This window comes from Streptomyces sp. NPDC043746 (assembly GCF_056436485.1).
Window position 1 is genome coordinate 23505 of record NZ_JBWKCM010000039.1, and the last position, 18158, is coordinate 41662.

Annotated in this window: 18 protein-coding genes; 8 read left to right on the forward strand and 10 right to left on the reverse strand. The window is 70.1% G+C overall.

The features are described from left to right. Window positions 1–48: 48 nt before the first annotated feature. Entirely contained in the window at window positions 49–1047 is a 999-nt protein-coding gene (locus tag AC0682_RS28880; RefSeq protein WP_478536106.1) for an inorganic phosphate transporter, read from the reverse strand. Between the two features lie 5 nt (window positions 1048–1052). After that, on the reverse strand, window positions 1053–1673 hold the full coding sequence (locus AC0682_RS28885) for a DUF47 domain-containing protein (protein ID WP_029395747.1): 621 nt from the start codon (window positions 1671–1673) through the stop codon (window positions 1053–1055). 251 nt (window positions 1674–1924) lie between these two features. Here AC0682_RS28885 and AC0682_RS28890 point away from each other — a divergent pair, with 251 nt between their 5' ends. Then, window positions 1925–2314 (forward strand): metal-sensitive transcriptional regulator, encoded by a 390-nt coding sequence (locus tag AC0682_RS28890; RefSeq protein WP_254812050.1) that lies wholly within the window; start codon window positions 1925–1927, stop codon window positions 2312–2314. Between the two features lie 138 nt (window positions 2315–2452). Here AC0682_RS28890 and AC0682_RS28895 read toward each other — a convergent pair whose 3' ends face one another. Further along, a complete protein-coding gene (locus AC0682_RS28895) occupies window positions 2453–2704 on the reverse strand; it encodes a hypothetical protein (protein ID WP_478536108.1) in 252 nt (83 codons plus the stop codon). Window positions 2705–2879: 175 nt separating this feature from the next. Then, a complete protein-coding gene (locus AC0682_RS28900) occupies window positions 2880–3758 on the reverse strand; it encodes an SCO4651 family lipoprotein (RefSeq protein WP_478536109.1) in 879 nt (292 codons plus the stop codon). 163 nt (window positions 3759–3921) lie between these two features. On the opposite strand from AC0682_RS28900, the gene AC0682_RS28905 reads away from it, so the two are divergent. Then, a complete protein-coding gene (locus AC0682_RS28905) occupies window positions 3922–4140 on the forward strand; it encodes a hypothetical protein (protein WP_478536110.1) in 219 nt (72 codons plus the stop codon). Window positions 4141–4309: 169 nt separating this feature from the next. Here AC0682_RS28905 and AC0682_RS28910 read toward each other — a convergent pair whose 3' ends face one another. From AC0682_RS28910 to AC0682_RS28930, 5 genes are all read right to left on the reverse strand, one after another. Continuing rightward, a complete protein-coding gene (locus AC0682_RS28910; protein ID WP_478536112.1) occupies window positions 4310–5041 on the reverse strand; it encodes a phosphatase PAP2 family protein in 732 nt (243 codons plus the stop codon). Window positions 5042–5396: 355 nt separating this feature from the next. Continuing rightward, the gene (locus AC0682_RS28915; RefSeq protein WP_478536124.1) at window positions 5397–6359 is read right to left on the reverse strand and encodes a C40 family peptidase; all 963 of its coding nucleotides are present in this window, start codon (window positions 6357–6359) and stop codon (window positions 5397–5399) included. 210 nt (window positions 6360–6569) lie between these two features. Further along, window positions 6570–7025 carry a hypothetical protein gene (locus tag AC0682_RS28920; RefSeq protein ID WP_478536113.1) on the reverse strand — a complete coding sequence of 152 codons (456 nt, stop codon included), beginning with the start codon at window positions 7023–7025 and terminating at the stop codon, window positions 6570–6572. Between the two features lie 80 nt (window positions 7026–7105). Next, window positions 7106–8917, reverse strand: a complete 1812-nt coding sequence (locus tag AC0682_RS28925; protein ID WP_478536114.1) for an alpha/beta hydrolase — start codon at window positions 8915–8917, stop codon at window positions 7106–7108. Further along, window positions 8914–9222 (reverse strand): hypothetical protein, encoded by a 309-nt coding sequence (locus AC0682_RS28930; protein ID WP_478536115.1) that lies wholly within the window; start codon window positions 9220–9222, stop codon window positions 8914–8916. Before AC0682_RS28930 ends, AC0682_RS28925 begins: the two co-directional genes overlap by 4 nt. Window positions 9223–9974: 752 nt before the next feature. Between AC0682_RS28930 and AC0682_RS28935 the strand changes: the two genes are divergently transcribed. The 6 genes from AC0682_RS28935 to AC0682_RS28960 all read left to right on the forward strand — a co-directional run bounded on the left by AC0682_RS28935 (window position 9975) and on the right by AC0682_RS28960 (window position 17373). After that, complete coding sequence (locus AC0682_RS28935) at window positions 9975–10283, forward strand: hypothetical protein (protein ID WP_018490423.1); 309 nt, start codon at window positions 9975–9977, stop codon at window positions 10281–10283. 180 nt (window positions 10284–10463) lie between these two features. Continuing rightward, a complete protein-coding gene (locus AC0682_RS28940) occupies window positions 10464–11336 on the forward strand; it encodes a DUF8175 domain-containg protein (protein WP_478536116.1) in 873 nt (290 codons plus the stop codon). Beyond that, complete coding sequence (locus tag AC0682_RS28945) at window positions 11326–12690, forward strand: hypothetical protein (protein ID WP_478536118.1); 1365 nt, start codon at window positions 11326–11328, stop codon at window positions 12688–12690. Before AC0682_RS28940 ends, AC0682_RS28945 begins: the two co-directional genes overlap by 11 nt. Further along, complete coding sequence (locus AC0682_RS28950; protein ID WP_254812053.1) at window positions 12687–14237, forward strand: SCO6880 family protein; 1551 nt, start codon at window positions 12687–12689, stop codon at window positions 14235–14237. Before AC0682_RS28945 ends, AC0682_RS28950 begins: the two co-directional genes overlap by 4 nt. 75 nt (window positions 14238–14312) lie before the next feature. Further along, the gene (locus AC0682_RS28955; protein WP_478536120.1) at window positions 14313–15746 is read left to right on the forward strand and encodes an ATP-binding protein; all 1434 of its coding nucleotides are present in this window, start codon (window positions 14313–14315) and stop codon (window positions 15744–15746) included. Window position 15747: 1 nt separating this feature from the next. Beyond that, complete coding sequence (locus AC0682_RS28960; protein WP_478536121.1) at window positions 15748–17373, forward strand: type IV secretory system conjugative DNA transfer family protein; 1626 nt, start codon at window positions 15748–15750, stop codon at window positions 17371–17373. Window positions 17374–17395: 22 nt separating this feature from the next. Here AC0682_RS28960 and AC0682_RS28965 read toward each other — a convergent pair whose 3' ends face one another. Then, on the reverse strand, window positions 17396–17953 hold the full coding sequence (locus AC0682_RS28965; protein WP_478536122.1) for a GNAT family N-acetyltransferase: 558 nt from the start codon (window positions 17951–17953) through the stop codon (window positions 17396–17398). Between the last annotated feature and the right edge of the window lie 205 nt (window positions 17954–18158).

The window sequence follows — 18158 nt, forward strand, 5'->3', positions numbered from 1 at the left end:
GTACGGAGAGCGGGGGCGGACCCATGCGGTGTGCGGCGACGGACCGGCTCAGCCGAAGAGCAGCAGTACCGCGCCGTAGCTCAGCGCGGCGACGAGCGCGGCGGCCGGCATGGTGATGAACCAGCCGAGGATGATGTTCTTCGCGACGCCCCAGCGCACGGCGTTCACGCGCTTCGTGGCGCCGACACCCATGATCGCGGAGGTGATGACGTGCGTCGTGGAGATCGGGGCGTGGAAGAGGAACGCCGAGCCGAACATGATCGACGCGCCGGTCGTCTCGGCCGCGAAGCCCTGCGGCGGGTCCAGCTCGATGATCTTCCGGCCGAGCGTACGCATGATGCGCCAGCCACCCGCGTACGTCCCCAGGGAGAGCATCACCGCACACGCGATCTTGACCCAGATCGGGATCTCGTCGTTGGGGCCCTCGATATCGGCGATGACCAGGGCCATCACCACGATGCCCATCGTCTTCTGCGCGTCCTGGAGCCCGTGGCCGAGCGCCATGCCCGCCGCCGAGACCGTCTGCGCGATCCGGAAGCCGCGCTTCGCCTTGTGCGGGTTGGCCTTGCGGAACATCCACATGATGCCGACCATCACCAGATAGCCGACGCCCAGACCGATGATCGGGGAGAGGAACATCGGAATGACGATCTTCTCCAGCACCCCGGACCAGATGACGTCCGTCCCGCCGGCCAGCGCCGCGCCGACCATGCCGCCGAACAGTGCGTGCGAGGACGAGGAGGGGAGACCGTAGTACCAGGTGATGAGGTTCCAGATGATCGCGCCGACCAGCGCCGCGAACAGGATGCCCATCCCCTTCTGCCCGACCGGCGTGGCGATCAGGCCTTCGCTGACGGTCTTGGCGACGCCCTGTCCCAGGAAGGCACCGGCGAGGTTCATCACCGCCGCCATCAACAGAGCCGCACGTGGAGTCAGCGCCCGGGTGGAGACCGAGGTGGCGATGGCGTTCGCGGAGTCGTGGAAGCCGTTCGTATACGTGAAGCCGAGCGCGACCCCGATGGTCACGACCAGCGCAAAGGTGTCCACGAGGTTCAGGACTCCTTGACCGCGATGGTCTCCACGGTGTTGGCGACGTGCTCGAACGCGTCGGCCGCCTCTTCCAGCACATCCACGATCTGCTTGAGCTTCAGCACCTCGATGGCGTCGTACTTACCGTTGAAGAGGTGGGCCAGCAGCTTGCGGTGGATCTGGTCGGCCTGGTTCTCCAGACGGTTGACCTCGATCCAGTACTCGGTGAGGTTGTCCATGGTCCGCAGCCCCGGCATGGCCTCGGCGGTCAGCTCCGCCGCCCGGGCCAGCACCTCGATCTGCTGCTCGACACCCTTGGGGAGTTCCTGGACCTGGTAGAGGACGACCAGGTCGACGGCCTCCTCCATGAAGTCCATGATGTCGTCGAGGGAGGACGCCAGCTTGTAGATGTCCTCGCGGTCGAACGGCGTGATGAAGGAGGAGTTCAGCTGGTGGAAGATCGCGTGGGTGGCGTCGTCCCCCGCGTGCTCCGCTGCCCGCATGCGCTCCGCGATCTCGACTCGGGAGGCAGAATCCGCCCCGAGCAGTTCCATCAGGAGTTTCGAGCCCGTGACAATGTTGTCCGCGGACGCGGAGAACATGTCGTAGAAGCTCGTCTCCCTGGGGGTCAGACGAAAGCGCACGTGGGGTCCTCGGGATGCTTTGGATTCGGTCAGGCTGATGCTAGGCGCATCATCCGGCCACGGCTAACCGGCGTTCTTCAGTGTCGCCCATCGGGAACGGGGAGCAGTACGGACCCCCCGTCACGTTTCCGCCGGATTCGTTACGATATACCCGGCAGGGGTATATCAGGAGTCAGGTGCGCAGAACCGCAGCGTGAACGGCCGGCGGACCAGCACCACCGGCCACATCAGGCCACACCAGGAGGACGCAGATGACCACCACCGAGACCACGGGCGCGGCAGCGGCACCGGACGCGGTGCCTGGAGCCGGGGCCGGACCGGCGGACACCGGGGAGATCGTGACCGACCACGACCTCGGCATCCACGGCTACCACCACCAGAAGGACGAGCACCTCAAACGGCTGCGCCGGATCGAGGGCCAGATCCGCGGCCTCCAGCGCATGGTCGACGAGGACGTCTACTGCATCGACATACTCACCCAGGTTTCGGCCTCCACCAAGGCCCTGCAGTCCTTCGCCCTCCAGCTGCTGGAGGAGCACCTGCGCCACTGTGTGGCGGACGCGGCGGTCAAGGGCGGCGCGGAGATCGATGCGAAGGTCGAGGAAGCCACGAAGGCCATCGCCCGCCTGCTGCGTACGTGAAGGCGACGGGGCACGTGCCGACGGGGGCGGCGCCGGTGCGGAAGTGAGCGCGAGGGGGCCGGTACGACACCGGGCCGAACACATCGACACCAGGCGCGATCGCGATGCCCGGGCGGTCGCGGAGACGGCCGGGCGGCGTCAGCGCCGACGGACGCCCTGCCGGGGGACGGTCGTACGCGCCTCCGCGTCACCACCGGCCCCACCGCCGGGCAGCTCACTCCCGGGGCGCAGTTCGTCCCGGACCTTGAGCACCTCATCGATCCGGTCAGGACTGAGACGCTCCTCGCGCGCCGCCGAGGCCGCGATCATCAGCTCGCCGCACAGCTCGATCTCGGCGAGGGCCACGTAGTCCTGAGCGTTCGGAGCGCTGAGCGTCACCACCTGCGTCACCTCTCTCTGCCGTCGCCGACCCTTCGCCGATCGCCGACCTTTTTCGACGCACCGGCTCCCTAGCGTAGGGAGCCCGGTACGTGCCGCGCATGGCACGGACGGACCATTTAGCCCCCTCCCAACCGGCCCCTCCCGTCCCGCCCTCCCCTCCAGGGACGGACCGACGGGCGGCCGCTCACCCCTGCCGGATCTCCCCCGTGTAGATGTCCTCCTCGTCCGGCAGCGTCACGGTGACCGGCACCCCGAACCCGTACAGCAGCAGCGTCGAGACGACGGTGACCTCCGCTACCTCCTGGCCCTCGGTGGCGAAGGTGAAGCGGTGGCGGACCTTCCGCAGCCGCCCCTCCTCGTCGAGGTACGCGTCGAACGGGACGGCGTCCCTGCTGAACCCTTTCGCCGCCGCACTCAGGGCACCACGCGACTGCGGTGACGCGGCCCGCGCGGCACGGTTGAGGTCCGCGACACCCCGGTAGTGATGCACCGTCACCCCGGCCAGCTCCGACTTCCCCACGTACGCCACGTCACCGGCATCCCTCAACAGCTCGGCCGCGGCCATCGGATCGGTGACCCCGCCGGTGACGAGGTTGCCGTCCTTGAGGGCGGTCGTGTCGATCCTGACCCACTTGTCGTCGGGGACCCCGGCGCCACGGTTCTTCATGTAGAGCGCGCCCGGCGCCAGCAGTTCGGTGATCGGCCGGTGGTCCTCGGTGCCGGCCGCGTCGGCGGGCAGCACGACCTTGAGCCGCCCCGTCTGCGTACGGAAGTCGTAGACGCCCTGCCCCCGGATCGTCACCCGGGTCCCGCCGGCCGCCGTCTCCATCGACGTACGGGCTTCCGCCCCACCCGCCCCGGCGAGGACGTCGGCGGCCCGGTCGAGCGCATCGAGGGGGCGCTCGGCGGCCACGGCGCGCCGCTCGGACCCGTGGCTTCCCCCGCCCCCACTTCCCTCACCGCTTCCGCCGACGCAGCCGGCGGTGACCGCGATCACTCCGGCCACGGCGAGGGCGCGGGCAGCGCGGGCCCCGCCTCCGTCCCTGTACTGCTGCACCACCATCGCCTGCCAACCCCCAACGACTGCCGCTCGGCCGAGCCCTCGCCCGCTCCGCATAACGACCACCGGCGCCCCCCGTCACGCCGACCCCGCGCGTACGCCGTACGCCGGGGCTCCGTACGGCCCGCGGCCCCCGTTCCCAGGCCGTCCCCGGTACCGTGGACAGGTGCACGAGGAACCTCCCGCCCCGGTCCGCACCACGACCCTTCACCCCCCTTCGCACTCCCCGCCGCCGCCCGCGGCGGAGCACGCCGGCACGACGATCGAACGCGGCTCGTTCTGCCTGGCGCGCTGCACCTGCGGCTGGTCGGGCCCGGCGCGCAGATCCCGGGACCGGGCCCGCACGGACGCCTCCGAACACGTCACGGCACTGCGGCCGACCTGAGCCGAGGCCTCCCTCACCCACCGCCCCGGGCATGGCCGGAACAGCACGATCCCCCAGGCTCTGAGGAACCTGGGGGATCGAAGTTCGGGAATGCGGGGTCCGGGACGGGCAGGGCCCCTCGGGAGGCACGGACAGGGAACCCGGGAGCATGCGGCGGCCCGGGCAGGAATCAAGCGGCGAGATCCTTCTCCCCCGGATTGCCCCGCCCGGTGCCCGGCCGCGGCTCGGGGATGCCCAGCTCGTCGCCGCGCTCCTCGGCGTACGCCGTGTCCGCCTTCTTCGACCGGACGATCCAGCCGACCCGGTCGGAGCGGGAGATGGCGGCCATGAGCGGGGTGAGCAGGGCCATGGCGAGGGGCGCCAGCAGCAGGACGACGGCCGTGCCGAGGGCGAAGCCGCCGATGACGTCGGTCGGATAGTGGACGCCCATGTAGACCCGGCTGACGCCGGCGACGACCGCGAGGCCGAGCGCGACGGACCCGAACTTGCGGTTGGCCACGAAGATGCCGACGGCCAGGGCCATGGCGAGGGTGGAGTGGTCGCTGACGAAGGAGTAGTCCGTCTTGCCGTCGATCAGGACTTCCAGGCCTTCGTGGTCGTTGAACGGACGTGGTCGTTCGACGAAGCCACGGATCGGGACGTTGACCACGACAGCGAGCGCGGCGGCGAGCGGCGCCCAGACAAGCGCGGCGACCGTCGTCACCGAATCGTCGACGCTCCCGCGCTTGCGCATGCTCCACCAGCACCAGAGGCCCACCAGGACGAGGCCGAACATGGTCCCGTACTCACCGACGAACTCCATGACCCGGTCGAACCAGGGAGGAGCGGCCTTCGCCAGCCCGTTGATGTCGTAGAGCAGACTGACGTCCGGGTTCGACCCTTCGCGTTCGAGTCCAGCCATCTGCTGCGGCCCCTTGCCTTGTCTGCTTCATCTGTGGCGACGTGCGTCCGTGCGCGCCACCGTGGTCGAACCCCCGTGATTCGGTGTGGTTCCGTTCTCGCGCACGCATGGTCGATGCACATGCTGTCCGCAGTCCCTGTCCAGGGAACGGCTCGCCCCGCGCCCGCGTTCCACTCTCCACCGAATGATCACCATGACGTTATCGAAGAGTGACTGGTCGCCGCAGCTCAGGGCCCAGCCTTCACGGAGAGTTCCGGCCAGGGCCGACTCCCCGTCAGCTCCCCCGCACAGCACCGCATGGCACCGCACCGCACCGCACCGCATCGACGAGAGGCAGATCACGTGAGGACAGCCCTTAGGGCGCGTCCTTCGGCAGATCGGTCGGCAGAGCGGCGGCACCGTCCTTGGTGACCCGGGTCGCACCGAAGTAGTCAGGTGTATCGATCTTGTCGAACCGGATGACCGCTCCCGTGAAAGGGGCATTGATCATATAGCCGCCCCCGACATAGATCCCGACGTGCCGGATCGCCCGCGAGTTGGTGAGGTCGTCCGAGAAGAACACCAGATCCCCCGGGAGCAGCTCGTCCCGCGAGGGGTGCGGCCCGGCGTTGTACTGGTCGTTGGCGACACGTGGCAGTTCGATTCCGACGCTCCGGTACGCGGCCTGGGTCAGCCCCGAGCAGTCGAACCGCCCCTGCTGCTCGGGCGTCCCGTTGCCGCCCCACAGATACGGGGTGCCGAGCTTCTTCTGCGCGAAGTAGATGGCCCCGGCCGCCTGCCGTGAGGGGGCGACGCGGCCGACGGGCCGGGCGAAGCTCTTCTCCAGCGAGCGGATGATCTTGACGTAGTTCTGCGTCTCCTTGTAGGGCGGCACGCCGCCGTACTTGATGACCGCGTAGGCGCCGGCGTTGTACGCGGCCAGCATGTTGTTGGTCGGATCGCCCGGCACCTTCCTGACGTACCCGGCGAGCTCACAGTCGTACGAAGCGGCCGAGGGGATCGCGTCGGCCGGGTCCCACACGTCCCGCTTTCCGTCGCCGTTGCCGTCGATCCCGTGCGTGGCCCAGGTGCCGGGGATGAACTGGGCGATCCCCTGCGCGGCGGCATGGCTCTGCGCCCTCGGGTTCCAGCCGCTCTCCTGGTACAGCTGCGCGGCCAGCAGGGCGGGGTTGATGGCGGGGCAGAGGTTGCCCCACTTCTGCACGAGCGACTGGTACCGCGCCGGAACGGCCCCCTTGGCAAGCGCGACGGCCCCTCCACCCCCCGCGCCGACGAGCCCGGCAGCAGCCGAGTACGTACCGACGAGGAGCAGCGCCATGAAGCACGCCACCGCGCCCACGCCGATGCCACCGAAGACCCAGAATTTCCGCACCCCTCAACCATCCCCCATCGGGGAACCGTTCAGGGGCGTTTTCGACGGTGTGTACGAGTCATCCGCGGCACACCACCGGCGCACCCGGAGCACACGGGGGCGGCGCAGGCCCACCTGCCCCTCCCTTCCCGCCGGCGCTCACGCACTGACGACCGATCAGCCCCCGCCTGCCGACCAGAAGTCGGAGTGGATGTTGGGCCGGGGGATGAACTCCAGCCCCTCGTAGAGGGGCGCGGTCGCCCTGCTGGTCGAGTCGGCCACTTCGGACTCACGGACGCAGGGCGTGTCCACCTGGAAGAAGGCTTGGCCTTCGCCGCCGATACGAAGGCTCACCGCGAATCCGTCGCGTGTCTGAGCATAAATCGCCGGAAATGACTCATCGTTATTTACAGCAGTCATCCGGTATCCGCCCTTACGCCAGAACCGGTCCACAACGCCCAATAGATTTCCCCGCCGCGCAGCAGAGACGTCCGTCATGACAACACGTCTTCGTGTCAGATCGCAGATTCCCACGGTCGTGGGACCGTGCGTCCACCGCAGCTCCGGCCTGACCTCTCGCAACACCGCGTCGAGGATCGCATCCGCCCTTTCTGCTGCGGCCTGCATATCCATGTCCGACTCCCTTTGAACCGTGCACCCACCCACTACCAGAACGACAATGACGGCAAGCAGAAAGGGCCGTATTGAGTGCATCACCGTGCCGCCTCCTGCTTGACCTTCTGCCCTTGCCCTGCCACCACCAGTGCAATGCTGCCTGCCGACGCAGAATCCAACCTCGGGTCGAAGTACTGCGAATGCGCGTCAAGCGAAAGGCGTCCGGGACCGATGACGGGAGGCCCCGGATCCACTGCGAAACGCCGCGCGCCGAAGCCCTCGCTCGCCGGGTCCCTTCCGAACCAGAGATCGCCGTCGCCCGGGTGGGCGACATCCACCATCACCGCTCCCGCAGGGCCGAGCGCACGCCCGGCGGCGGCGAGCAGCCCCTGCTCCTTGGACGGAAGCCGAGTCACCACGTCGTTGTCCGCAGCACCGACGAATACATGGTCTTTCCCTACCCCGAGGTCCTCCGCGCGGTCCACGCCGACGCCAGGGCTGCCGACCAGGACGATGTCATCAACCCCGGGGATGCCACCTCCTTGCTGCGTTGCCGCCCCGACTGTTCGCGAACCATATGAGTGCCCGATAGCCGTCATGTGCGGATCGTCGTGATCGTTCGATGCCTCCAGCCCGGCCATAAAGCCCCGAAAGGCGCGACCGCCACTCTCCGCCCTCCCCGTGCCAGCGACAGCCAGGCTGCTCAGCCCGTCCGGACTCTGAGGTGCGTCGTATCCCAGCCAGACCATTGCCGCTGTCGAGTGATCGATCTCCCTGGCGGCCGCGGCCGTATCACGCGCCCGCTTCAGATCACCCTTGGCGAAATCCTCATCCAACGACGTGTTCAGCCCAGGAACATAGACCGCCACATTCCTCGACGTATCCGGGTTCCCGTACGAGACGATCGCCCGCCCGTTTCCCTCGCCCCCGATGCCGAGCAGATACACCGACGGCTCCCCCGGCTTCGGCACCGCCCGCAGCTGCCGGTCGATCTCCCGCAGCGCGGCCAGCTTCGTGACCGCGTCCGCGTCATCCCGCCCCGCCAGCTCGCCCATCAGCAGCTGGAGGTTGTCGCGATTCGCCGCGTCCCGGACCAGAGCCGGAATCCCGTCCAGGTTGCCGATCAGATCCGGGTACACCGCGAGGTACTCCTCGCGTTGTCCTTCCGTCAGCCCCGCCCACCACGCCTGGCGTTCAGCCGGAGAGCCCTCCGTCGGGATCCCCCGCCCCAGATACCCGTTCGCCGCCTCCCGCACCGCGGCCGCGTCGCCCGCCGCATCCGTCCATGTCGCCGTCCCCGCCCCCAGGCCGTCCTCCGCCTTCAGCGCCCGCAGGATCTTCGCGTACCGCCAGTCCACGTCGGCCGCCCCCCGCACCGCCCGGGCCACCCGGTCCGCGATGTCCTGGGCCAAAGCGGCGTTCGGGTTGGGCATGACGAGCCCGGAGGAACCGGCCAGGCCCGGGTTGGGCACCCCGGACGCCCTGCCGCCCGCCAACGGCTTCCCGTCGACCAGCCCCTCGCCCCCCGCCGGATACGTCACGGAACCGTCCGGGTGCACCGTGAACTTCAGGGCCGCCGCATCGTCGAGCGCCCCCTGAAGCACCCGCTGCTGGGCCTTCAGCTCATGGGCCAGACTGTTCAGCGTGGTCCGGAGCAGCCCGCACTCCGTGTAGACGTACTGGAAGTTCTTCGACAGCCGCCGCAGCCGCCTGACCGCCACCCGGGCCGCCTCACCCTTCTGCGTCCGGCCCAGCTCGGTGACGATCCGGGTGTCGATACGGTCCCGGGCGGCGTCGGCACGGCCACTGACCCGGCCCCACCCGTCCGCCGCCTCCTCCAACTCGCCGCACTTCACCTCGCGTAACTGCGCCCACGTCAACACCGATCCCAGCCCGCCCACCCCGCTCACCGCTCCTCACTCCCGCCGGAGCCAGAGCCGGCGCCCGCCCCGGGTCCCGCTCCCGCGCCTCCACCCGCCACCCTCACCCCGTCGAACGCCCCCTTGACGGTCTCGTTCACCGCGGACTGGGTGACGGCCACCGCCCGCAGCTTCCCGGCGAGGCTGCGGCACTCGTCGCGGGCGGTCTCGACCCGCCGCTCCCACGACGCCCGTACGGCACCCAGCTCGGCGAGCGCCGACAGCTCACCGACCCCGGCCGTCAGTCCCGCGTGCGCCCGCCCCACCTCGGCCCGCACCGGACCGAGGTGCGCCACCAGTGCCTCCGTGTCCCGGGCAGCCCGCAGCCACGGCCCGTCGCTGTGCTCAAGGTCGCCACCACCGCCACCACCTCTTCCGCCCCCGTCCGCCGCCCCCTCCGGCGCCCCACCGCCCGGCCCGCCCCACCACCACGGCCGATCACCGCCCAACGGCCCCGACCGCCCCACCGGCCCCATCCCGCCCACACCGCTCGACCCACCCGCTCCACCCACACCGTTCACCTCGTCCTCGCTCACGGAGCGGCACTGTCCCAAACACGGCATCGCCGACATGCCGCCCACCTGCACACCGAGGAGACGGAGACGGGGGCGGTCGGGCCGTGATCGCGGGGCTTCTCGCCGCTCCGGGCGGACACGGGATTCACCCGGACGACGGACGCCGACCCCTGACCTCCCCCTGCACCCGCCCGCCCTGACGGCGCATCGCCCCGGCTCACCGGCGCACCGGCAGTCCTCGAACGGCGCATACGAACACCCCGTGCCCCGCGAACGCTGCAACCGCACCGGGGACCCATGGCCACCCTCGTTGCTCGCGGTCACACCGCGTGATACACAGAGTGACCAGGCATGTGCATGTGGATACCGGGAGGCGCCGCAGGTCAGGGCAGCCCTGTCGGTCGAACGTGCGAGATCCGGGTAAAGAGACCGGGAAGGCGTCGTGCGAGCGCGGTTTCATCAGCGAAGATAGAAGGCGACCCGTGCCGCACGGGCGCGGAGAAGCTAACTACCCAACAGGGGCGGTGACTTACATGATCCTGGCAGCAGAGAAGGGCGACATCACCACCATCATCGGCGGAATCGCCCCCAACTGGGGCCCGTTCGGCTCGCTGGGCAACGAGGCACGCATCATGATCGAGGTGGTGATGGCGATCGCCATCCTGCTCTGCCTCGGCATCGCGATCTGGGGCGCGGCGAAGCAGCGCATCGGGGCCACGGCGCTGCGCGACACGTTCAGCGCGGAGCAGGGCAAGGGCCTGATCGTGGCGGGCCTGACCGGCGTCTTCATCATCGGCTCGCTCGGCACGCTCTTCACCATCGTTTACGGAATGGCTGTCTGACCCGCCGTCGGCCAGACCGCACCGGGCCGTCCCCGCCCGCCCCCACCATCCGTCCGTCGTGCCCACCGGCTGAGGTTGCGTCTCCCTGATGTCGAGTCACTCCACCGCGCTCACGCGGCACCCAGCACAGCTACCGTCGTCATGCGCGGAACCGCGCACGACCGAGGGAGCGAACGCGGCATGAGTCCCGGCGACGAGCGCGACTACCGCGGCATGGACCAGGGTGGGCGCGCGGACGATCCGTACAGCACCCTCGGCGGCACCCGCCAGACCCGCACCCGCCTCCCGGACGGCGACCCGGGCCACCCGCACCCCCGTCGGCCCGCCCGCAACTCGCGCTCCCTCGTCACGATCACCGGCGTGGTCGTCCTCCTCATCGCCGCGATCGCCTTCGCCAACCGGGGCGGCACGAGCAACGACGACAACGCCTCCCCAGGGTCGCAGAGCTCCGGCTCCGCGGGCTCGGCCCCCACCGCCCCCACCGGCACCAAGCCGGTCCAGGGCAAGAACGGCACCATCGCCTCCGGCTTCGCCCACGACGAGCAGGGCGCCCAGAGCGCGGCGGCGAACTACTCGGTGGCACTGGGCTCCGCGGAGATGTTCGACAAGGCCAAGCGCGACGAGATCCTCGACGCCGTCATCGCGCCCGCCTCGGTCAGCCGGTTCCGCGACACCCTCGACAAGGCGTACTCCGCCCGCTTCTACAAGAACGTCGGCCTCAACGAAGACGGCTCCACCCCCGAGGGCTTCACCTTCATCTCCCGCACCGCGCCGCTCGGCACCAAAGTGACCAAGGCCACCGCGGACGAGGCCACCGTCGAGGTCTGGTGCACCGGGCTCATCGGACTCGCCGGTGAGGGTTCGACCAAGCCGGTGACCGACGGCTGGTTCACCATCACCATAGAGCTGGCATGGATCGACGGCGACTGGAAGGCCGTCACCCACTCCCAGAAGGACGGCCCCACACCGGTGGGCGGCGACACCCGGGCCTCCAGCGCCGACGAGATCGCTGACGCGGTCAATGGGTTCGGAGGATTCACCTATGCCCGGTAGCCCACGCCTGCGCGTCGCTTCCTTCGCCGCCACGCTGGCGGCAGCGGTGCCCGTGTCCGTAGCCGCTCTCGCCACTCCGGCAGCGGCTGATCCGACCCCGACGCCGACCCCCACTCCGAGCCCGAGCGCCAGCAACGACCCCTGCGACCTGATCCACGGCCCCGCCCGCGACTACTGCGAGAACGGCGAAGGGGCCAGCACCCGCGCCCCCACCGACATCGACAATCCCGCCGACCCCCTCACCTCACTCGCCCAAGGCTGCGCAGACGCCGCCGCCTGGATCGTCGGAAAGCTGAGCGAGGCCGTCGAGTCCACGGCCAACGTCGACTTCACGAACCCCAAGTTCCTCCAGCAGTACGCCGTCATCTTCGCGGCCTCCACCGTCCTCACCCTCGTCCTCTGGCTCCTCGCTGTGGCCAAACGGGCCATCCGCGGCGTCCCCCTCACCACCGCGATCTCCGAGGCCGTCGGCTTCCTCTGGCTCACCGTCCTCGCCTCGGCCTTCACCCCGCTGATCCTCTACACGATCGTCTCTGCCACCGACGGGGTCACCGATGTCATCGCCTCCTCCACAGGGGGCCAGACCGACGTGTTCTTCGGCGCGTTCGCCGAGGCCCTGAAGAAGGGCACCGACATCGGCGGCGGACCGATCATGCTGATCGTCGTCTCGCTCGTCTCGATCGTCGCCGCCGGCATCCTCTGGCTGGAACTGGTCATCCGCGCCGCCCTGCTCTACGTCGGCGCCCTCCTCGGCATCGTCGTCTACGCCGGTCTCGTCGACAAGAACATGTGGGGCCACGTCCGCCGCTGGGCCGGCATCATGATCGCGGTGATCATGGTCAAGCCGGTCATCGTCATCGTTCTCGGACTCGCCGGAGCACTCTCCGCCGGTGACGGCCCCGACGCCTTCTCCGCCGTCGTCTCAGGCCTCGCCATCATCCTGCTCGCCATCTTCGCCTCCGCGATGATCTACCGATTCGTCCCCGGCTTCGGCGACGAGATCCAGGGCGCCCGCACCAACCGCAAGCAGGCCACCGACGGCGCCCAGGCCGCCGCCCTCATCAGCTCCCCCGCCGCCCTCGTCTCCCAGGGCATCAAGACCCACAGCGGCCGCACCGAGCAGGGTGGCGGAGGTGGCGCCCGCCCCGCCAACCCGGCCAGCGGCGGCGTCGCCGCGCACAGCTCCCGTACCTCCGGAAGAGGCGGGGCCGGCGGCGGATCTGTCCCCTCCGCCGCACCCTCGCCCCGCAGCGGGTCCGCACCCACATCCGGGACCCCCCACAGCAGCCGCCCCTTCCGGGGAGGCGGCTCCGGCAGCACAGGTAACTCGAGCACAGGAGGTGGAGGGCGTTGACGACTCAGTCCCACACGATGACGCCCCGCCGTACGTATCTCATCGGCCGCGCCCGGCCGAACGCGATCGTCGGCAAGAACCGCGAGTCCGGCGAGATCGCCCTGATCATCGCCGGCGCGTTCCTCGGCATGATGAGCGGGCTCCTCGTTCCCGTCCTCTCCCTCCGTATCGTCTGCCTCGTCGGCTTCCCGATGCTGGCCCTCGCCGTCGTGTACGTCCCGTACAAGGGCCGCACCTTCTACAAGTGGTTCGAGATCAACCGCAGCTTCAAGCGCTCCCTGCGCCGCGGCACCGCCTACCGCTCCGGTGCCATGGAGGCGGGCGTCCGCGCCGACGGCCGTGAGGTCGAGATCGGCCCGCCCCCCGGCATCGGCCGCATCAGCTGGCTCGCCGCCCCCTTCGGACCCGACGAGATCGCCGTACTCCTCCACGCCGACCGGCGCACCGTCACCGCCGCCATCGAGATCGAGGGCCCCGGCGTCGGCCTCCGCGACAGCGAGGACCAGGAGGCCCTGGTCGACCGCTTCGGCACCCTCCTCAAGCACGTGGCCAACGGCGACGGCTTCGTCACCCGCCTCCAGATGCTCGCCCGCACGCTCCCCGCCGACCCCGACGCCCACGCCAAGGACGTCGCCCAGCGCGGCGACAAGAACGCCCCCGGCTGGCTCCAGGACTCCTACGACCAGCTCCAGTCCATGGTCTCCACCTCCAGCGAGCAGCACCGCGCCTACCTCGTCGCCTGCATGCACTACAGCCGCGACCTCGCCGCCGAGGCCAACGCCATCGCCCGCGCCGCCCGCCCTCACAGCGGCCGCAGGCTCGACCGCGACGCCGGACTCGCCATCGTCATGGCCCGCGAACTGACCGACATCTGCGCCCGCCTCGCCGAGGCCGACATCCGGGTCCGCCAGCCGCTCGGCCAGAGCCGCCTGGCCTCCCTCGTGCACTCCATGTACGACCCCGACCACCCCATCGACCACATCCAGGCGATGACCAAACGCAACGCCTGGCCCGCCGAACTGGACGCGGTCGAGCCCACGTTCCTCCAGGCCAAGACCCGTGAGTCCACCACCCGCGCCCCCTGGTGCCACGCCACGGCCTGGGTGAAGGAGTGGCCGATGACCCCCGTCGGCGTCAACTTCCTCGCCCCGCTCCTCGTCCACACCCCCGACGTCATCCGTACCGTCGCCGTATGCATGGACCTCGAACCCACCGAGGTCGCCATCGAGCGCATGCTCACCGAGAAGACCAACGACGACGCCGAGGCCAGCCGCCAGGCCAAGATGAACCGCACCGTCGACCCCCGCGACATCGCCGCCCACGGCCGACTCGACCAGCGGGGTGAAGATCTCGCCAGCGGTGCGGCCGGGGTGAACCTGGTGGGGTACATCACGGTGTCGTCCCGTTCCCCCGAGGCCCTCGCCCGCGACAAGCGGACGATCCGCGCCTCGGCCGGCAAGTCGTATCTCAAGCTGGAGTGGTGCGACCGCGAACACCACCGCGCCTTCGTGAACACCCTCCCGTTCGCCACCGGCATCCGCCGCTGACCCGGACACCACGTCCCGACCCGCCACCCCGGCCCACCCGCAGGAAGAACCCCGACAAGAGAGGGCGCCCACGCCATGCGAGACCCCCTGTCCGCATTGTCGGACGCCTTCACCTCCTTCCTCTTCGGCAAGGTGGAGACGACCCGGCTCCCCGTCCGTACGTCGACGGGCCAGGCCCAGGCCGTCTACCTCCCCACCGCCGCCCCCGGCCTCGGCGACTCCGGCGTGATCATCGGCCGCGAGGTCTACAGCGGCAAGGGCTACATCTACGACCCCTTCCAGCTGTACGGGCAGCAGCTCCCCGCCCCCCACTGGCTCGTCCTCGGCGAGTCCGGCAACGGCAAGTCCGCGCTGGAGAAGACCTACGTCCTGCGGCAGCTCCGCTTCCGCGACCGCCAGGTCGTCGTCCTGGACGCCCAGGGCGAGGACGGCGTCGGAGAGTGGAACCTCATCGCCCAGGAGCTGGGGATAACCCCCATCCGCCTGGACCCGACCGCCGCCCTCAACGGCGGCATCCGCCTCAACCCCCTCGACCCCTCCATCACCACCACCGGCCAGCTCGCCCTGCTCCGCACCATCATCGAAGTCGCGATGGGCCACGGGCTCGACGAGCGGTCCGGCTTCGCGCTGAAGGTCGCCCACGCCTACGTCACCGCGACCATCACCGAACGCCAGCCGGTCCTCATGGACATCGTGGAGCAACTGCGCCACCCCAAACCCGAGTCGGCCGAGGCGATGAACGTCGACATAGACGACGTACGGGCCTGGGGCCTGGACGTCGCCCTCGTCCTGGACCGGCTCGTCGACGGTGACCTGCGCGGCATGTTCGACGGCCCCACCACCGTCGGCATCGACCTGGACGCTCCCCTCATCGTCTTCGACCTCTCGCACATCGACCGCAACTCGATCGCGATGCCGATCCTGATGGCGATCGTCGGCGTCTGGCTGGAGCACACCTGGATCCGGCCCGACCGCAAGAAGCGCATCTTCCTGGTCGAGGAGGCATGGCACATCATCAACTCGCCCTTCGTCGCCCAGCTCTTCCAGCGCCTGCTGAAGTTCGGACGTCGTCTCGGCCTCTCGTTCGTCGCCGTCGTCCACCACCTCAGCGACGTCGTGGACGGAGCGGCGGCGAAGGAGGCTGCGGCGATCCTCAAGATGGCCTCCACGCGCACGATCTACGCCCAGAAGACGGACGAGGCCAGAGCCACCGGCCGGGTCATCGGCCTGCCCCGCTGGGCCGTCGAGATCATCCCGACGCTCACCCCCGGCATCGCGGTCTGGGACGTCAACGGCAACGTGCAGGTCGTCAAGCACCTCATCACCGAGGCCGAACGCCCGCTCGTCTTCACGGACCGTGCCATGACCGAGGGCTCGGCCGCGGACCCGGAACCGGACGATCTGCTCCCCGACGACCTCCGCGCCGCGGAGCTGGAGACAGAGCAGCGGGCGGCCCGGATCGAGAACCAACAGCTGCTCAACGAGTCGTCCCGGTCCACGGTGGCCTGACATGGCACGCAGACCAGCAGCGCACGGTCCGATGCCGGAACAGGGCCGCCGACACAACCCCCGCCAGGCGGAATCCGGCGGCGGCATCCCCGACGGTCTGCTGGTCGGGCTGATGGCCCTCCTCTTCGCGGCGACCCTCCTCGCCTGGACGGCCACCGGCCTGGCCGGCCTCCTCGCCCACGGCTCCTGGCCGGACAATGTCACCTTCACCCGAACCCCCCTGGCTCTGCGCGAACTGGCCACGGCCCCACAGGACCTCTCGGCCGCCTGGCCCCACACACCCCCGCCCCAGCTCTCCGGCTACGGCCTGTTCTGGGGCCTCTTCATCGGCGAGCTGATGGCGCTGGTCGTGTTGACGGTGTTCGTCCTCGGGTCCGTGGCCCGCTGGCGGGTGGTACGGGAACGGCGCCGCGAGGAACAGTCGTACGGCTCGTACGAGTCACCTCACGAGTCCCGAAACACCCACGCGTCCCACCAGCCCGACGACGTGCCCCAGACCATGCACGGGGCTCCGGCCCCCCTCACTCCATCGCGCCCGCTCGCCGAATCCCCCGAAACCCCACCCCGACCAGAACCACCATCGCACCCGGCGGAGCGGGAAACACACCGGACAGCCCCCGAGGCTCCGCCCCTGCCACCCCCACCGACTGCCCTCCTGCTTCCCTCCCCCCGCACGCCCCTCCTGGTCTACGCCCCCGCCTCCGACCGGCGCCCCACCGTCGTCCAGGCCGTCAGGGAAGCCGCGGGGCCCGCCCTCGTCGTCACCTCGGACCCCACGGTCTGGGCCGAGACGAAGGACGCCCGCGCCAAGCTCGGCCCGGTCCTCGTCTACGACCCCGGCCACCTCTGCGACACTCCGGACCGCCTCCACTGGCCGCCCACCGCCGGCTGCGAGCACCCCGACACCGCCGCCGTACGCGCCGCCGCCCTCCTCGCCCCGGTCCGCCCGCAGGCCAGGATCGACGCTGCGGTGGCCGACACCGCCCAGACCCTCCTCCAGTGCTGGCTGCACGCCGCCGCGGTGGACGGCCGCCCGTTCCGCCAGGTCGGCCGCTGGGCCTCCGGCGCCTCCGCCCACGAACCGGTACGCCTTCTCCGTACGCACCCCCAGGCCGCATCCGGGCTCGCCGGCCTCCTGGAGTCCGCACTCACGGCCTACCCGGAACGGCGCGAAGTCGCCCAGGAGTTGAACGTACGAGCCTTCTCGGCCCTCTCCTCGGTCCACATCCGGGAGGCCTGCACGGCAAACCGATCGGATTCGGCCGCGCTGGCATCTTTTGCCCGCGAGGGGGGAACGCTCTATGTGGTCGGTGAACCCATCGAGGATCCCCGCACCCACCCCGGCGCGATGCCCCTCCTCACCGCGCTGGCCTCGTACGTGGTCGAGCACGGCCGCCGCATGGCCGCACGGTCATCCGACGGTCGGCTCGACCCACCAATGACGCTGGTCCTGGACGACGTCGCCGCCGTGGCCCCGCTCCCCCAGCTTCCCGAACTGCTGGCGAGGGGCCAGGACCTGGGCCTGCCCACGATCGCGCTCCTCCGATCCCGCGAGCAGGGCCGGGCCCGCTGGCAACAGCACCTGCACGCGCCCACCCCCGCCCCCGGCTCCGGCCACCCGGCCTGAGCGGCCCACGGGAGAGAAGCCCCTACTGCCGCCCACGTTCCATCACGTACTCCAGCTCCCAGGCATTCTCGTCGCCCGGAACCGCCATCCGCTTCCCGGAGGGTACGAATCCGAACCGCCGGTAGAAGGCCGCAGCCCGCGGGTTGTCCTCGTGCACATACAGCCGCACCCGCTCCAGCCGGGGCGCCGACAGCGACCAGCACCAGTCCACAGCGGTACGGAACAACGCATCGGTCACCCCGCTCCCCCGCGCCCCGGCCCGGACGAAGACGCCCACCAGGTGCCCCTGGACCACCGCGGGAGCCTCTCCGAAGCGGACATCGTCCTCCGGGCGCTCGACCAGCGCGGTGACCGTTCCCACCCACTCCCCCTCGGGGGACTCCGCGACGAACTGCCGTACGTCCACGCCCTCGGCAGCCGCAGCCGTACGGTCCTGCCAGAAGGAGTCCGGCCGCGCGACCGCCGCCTCGTAGGAGTCCAGGAACGCCACGGGGGCCGCCGGGTCCTGGAGGGCATCCAGCCGCAGTTGCCGGGCGAGCGGCCATTCATCGGCGCGCACGGAACGCATCACGTATTTCATTGCCCGATCCTCGCCTCAACCGCCCCCCGCTTCAACCGAGTAAGTGAGCCTCACATCGCGCGGTAAGACCCACTCCCCGCTGATGGGCGTGGGTCGCGGTGTCAGAAGTCCAGAACGCAGGAAAGCCCCGCACCATACGGTACGGGGCTTTCCCAGAAAAATTGTTCGGCGGCGTCCTACTCTCCCACAGGGTCCCCCCTGCAGT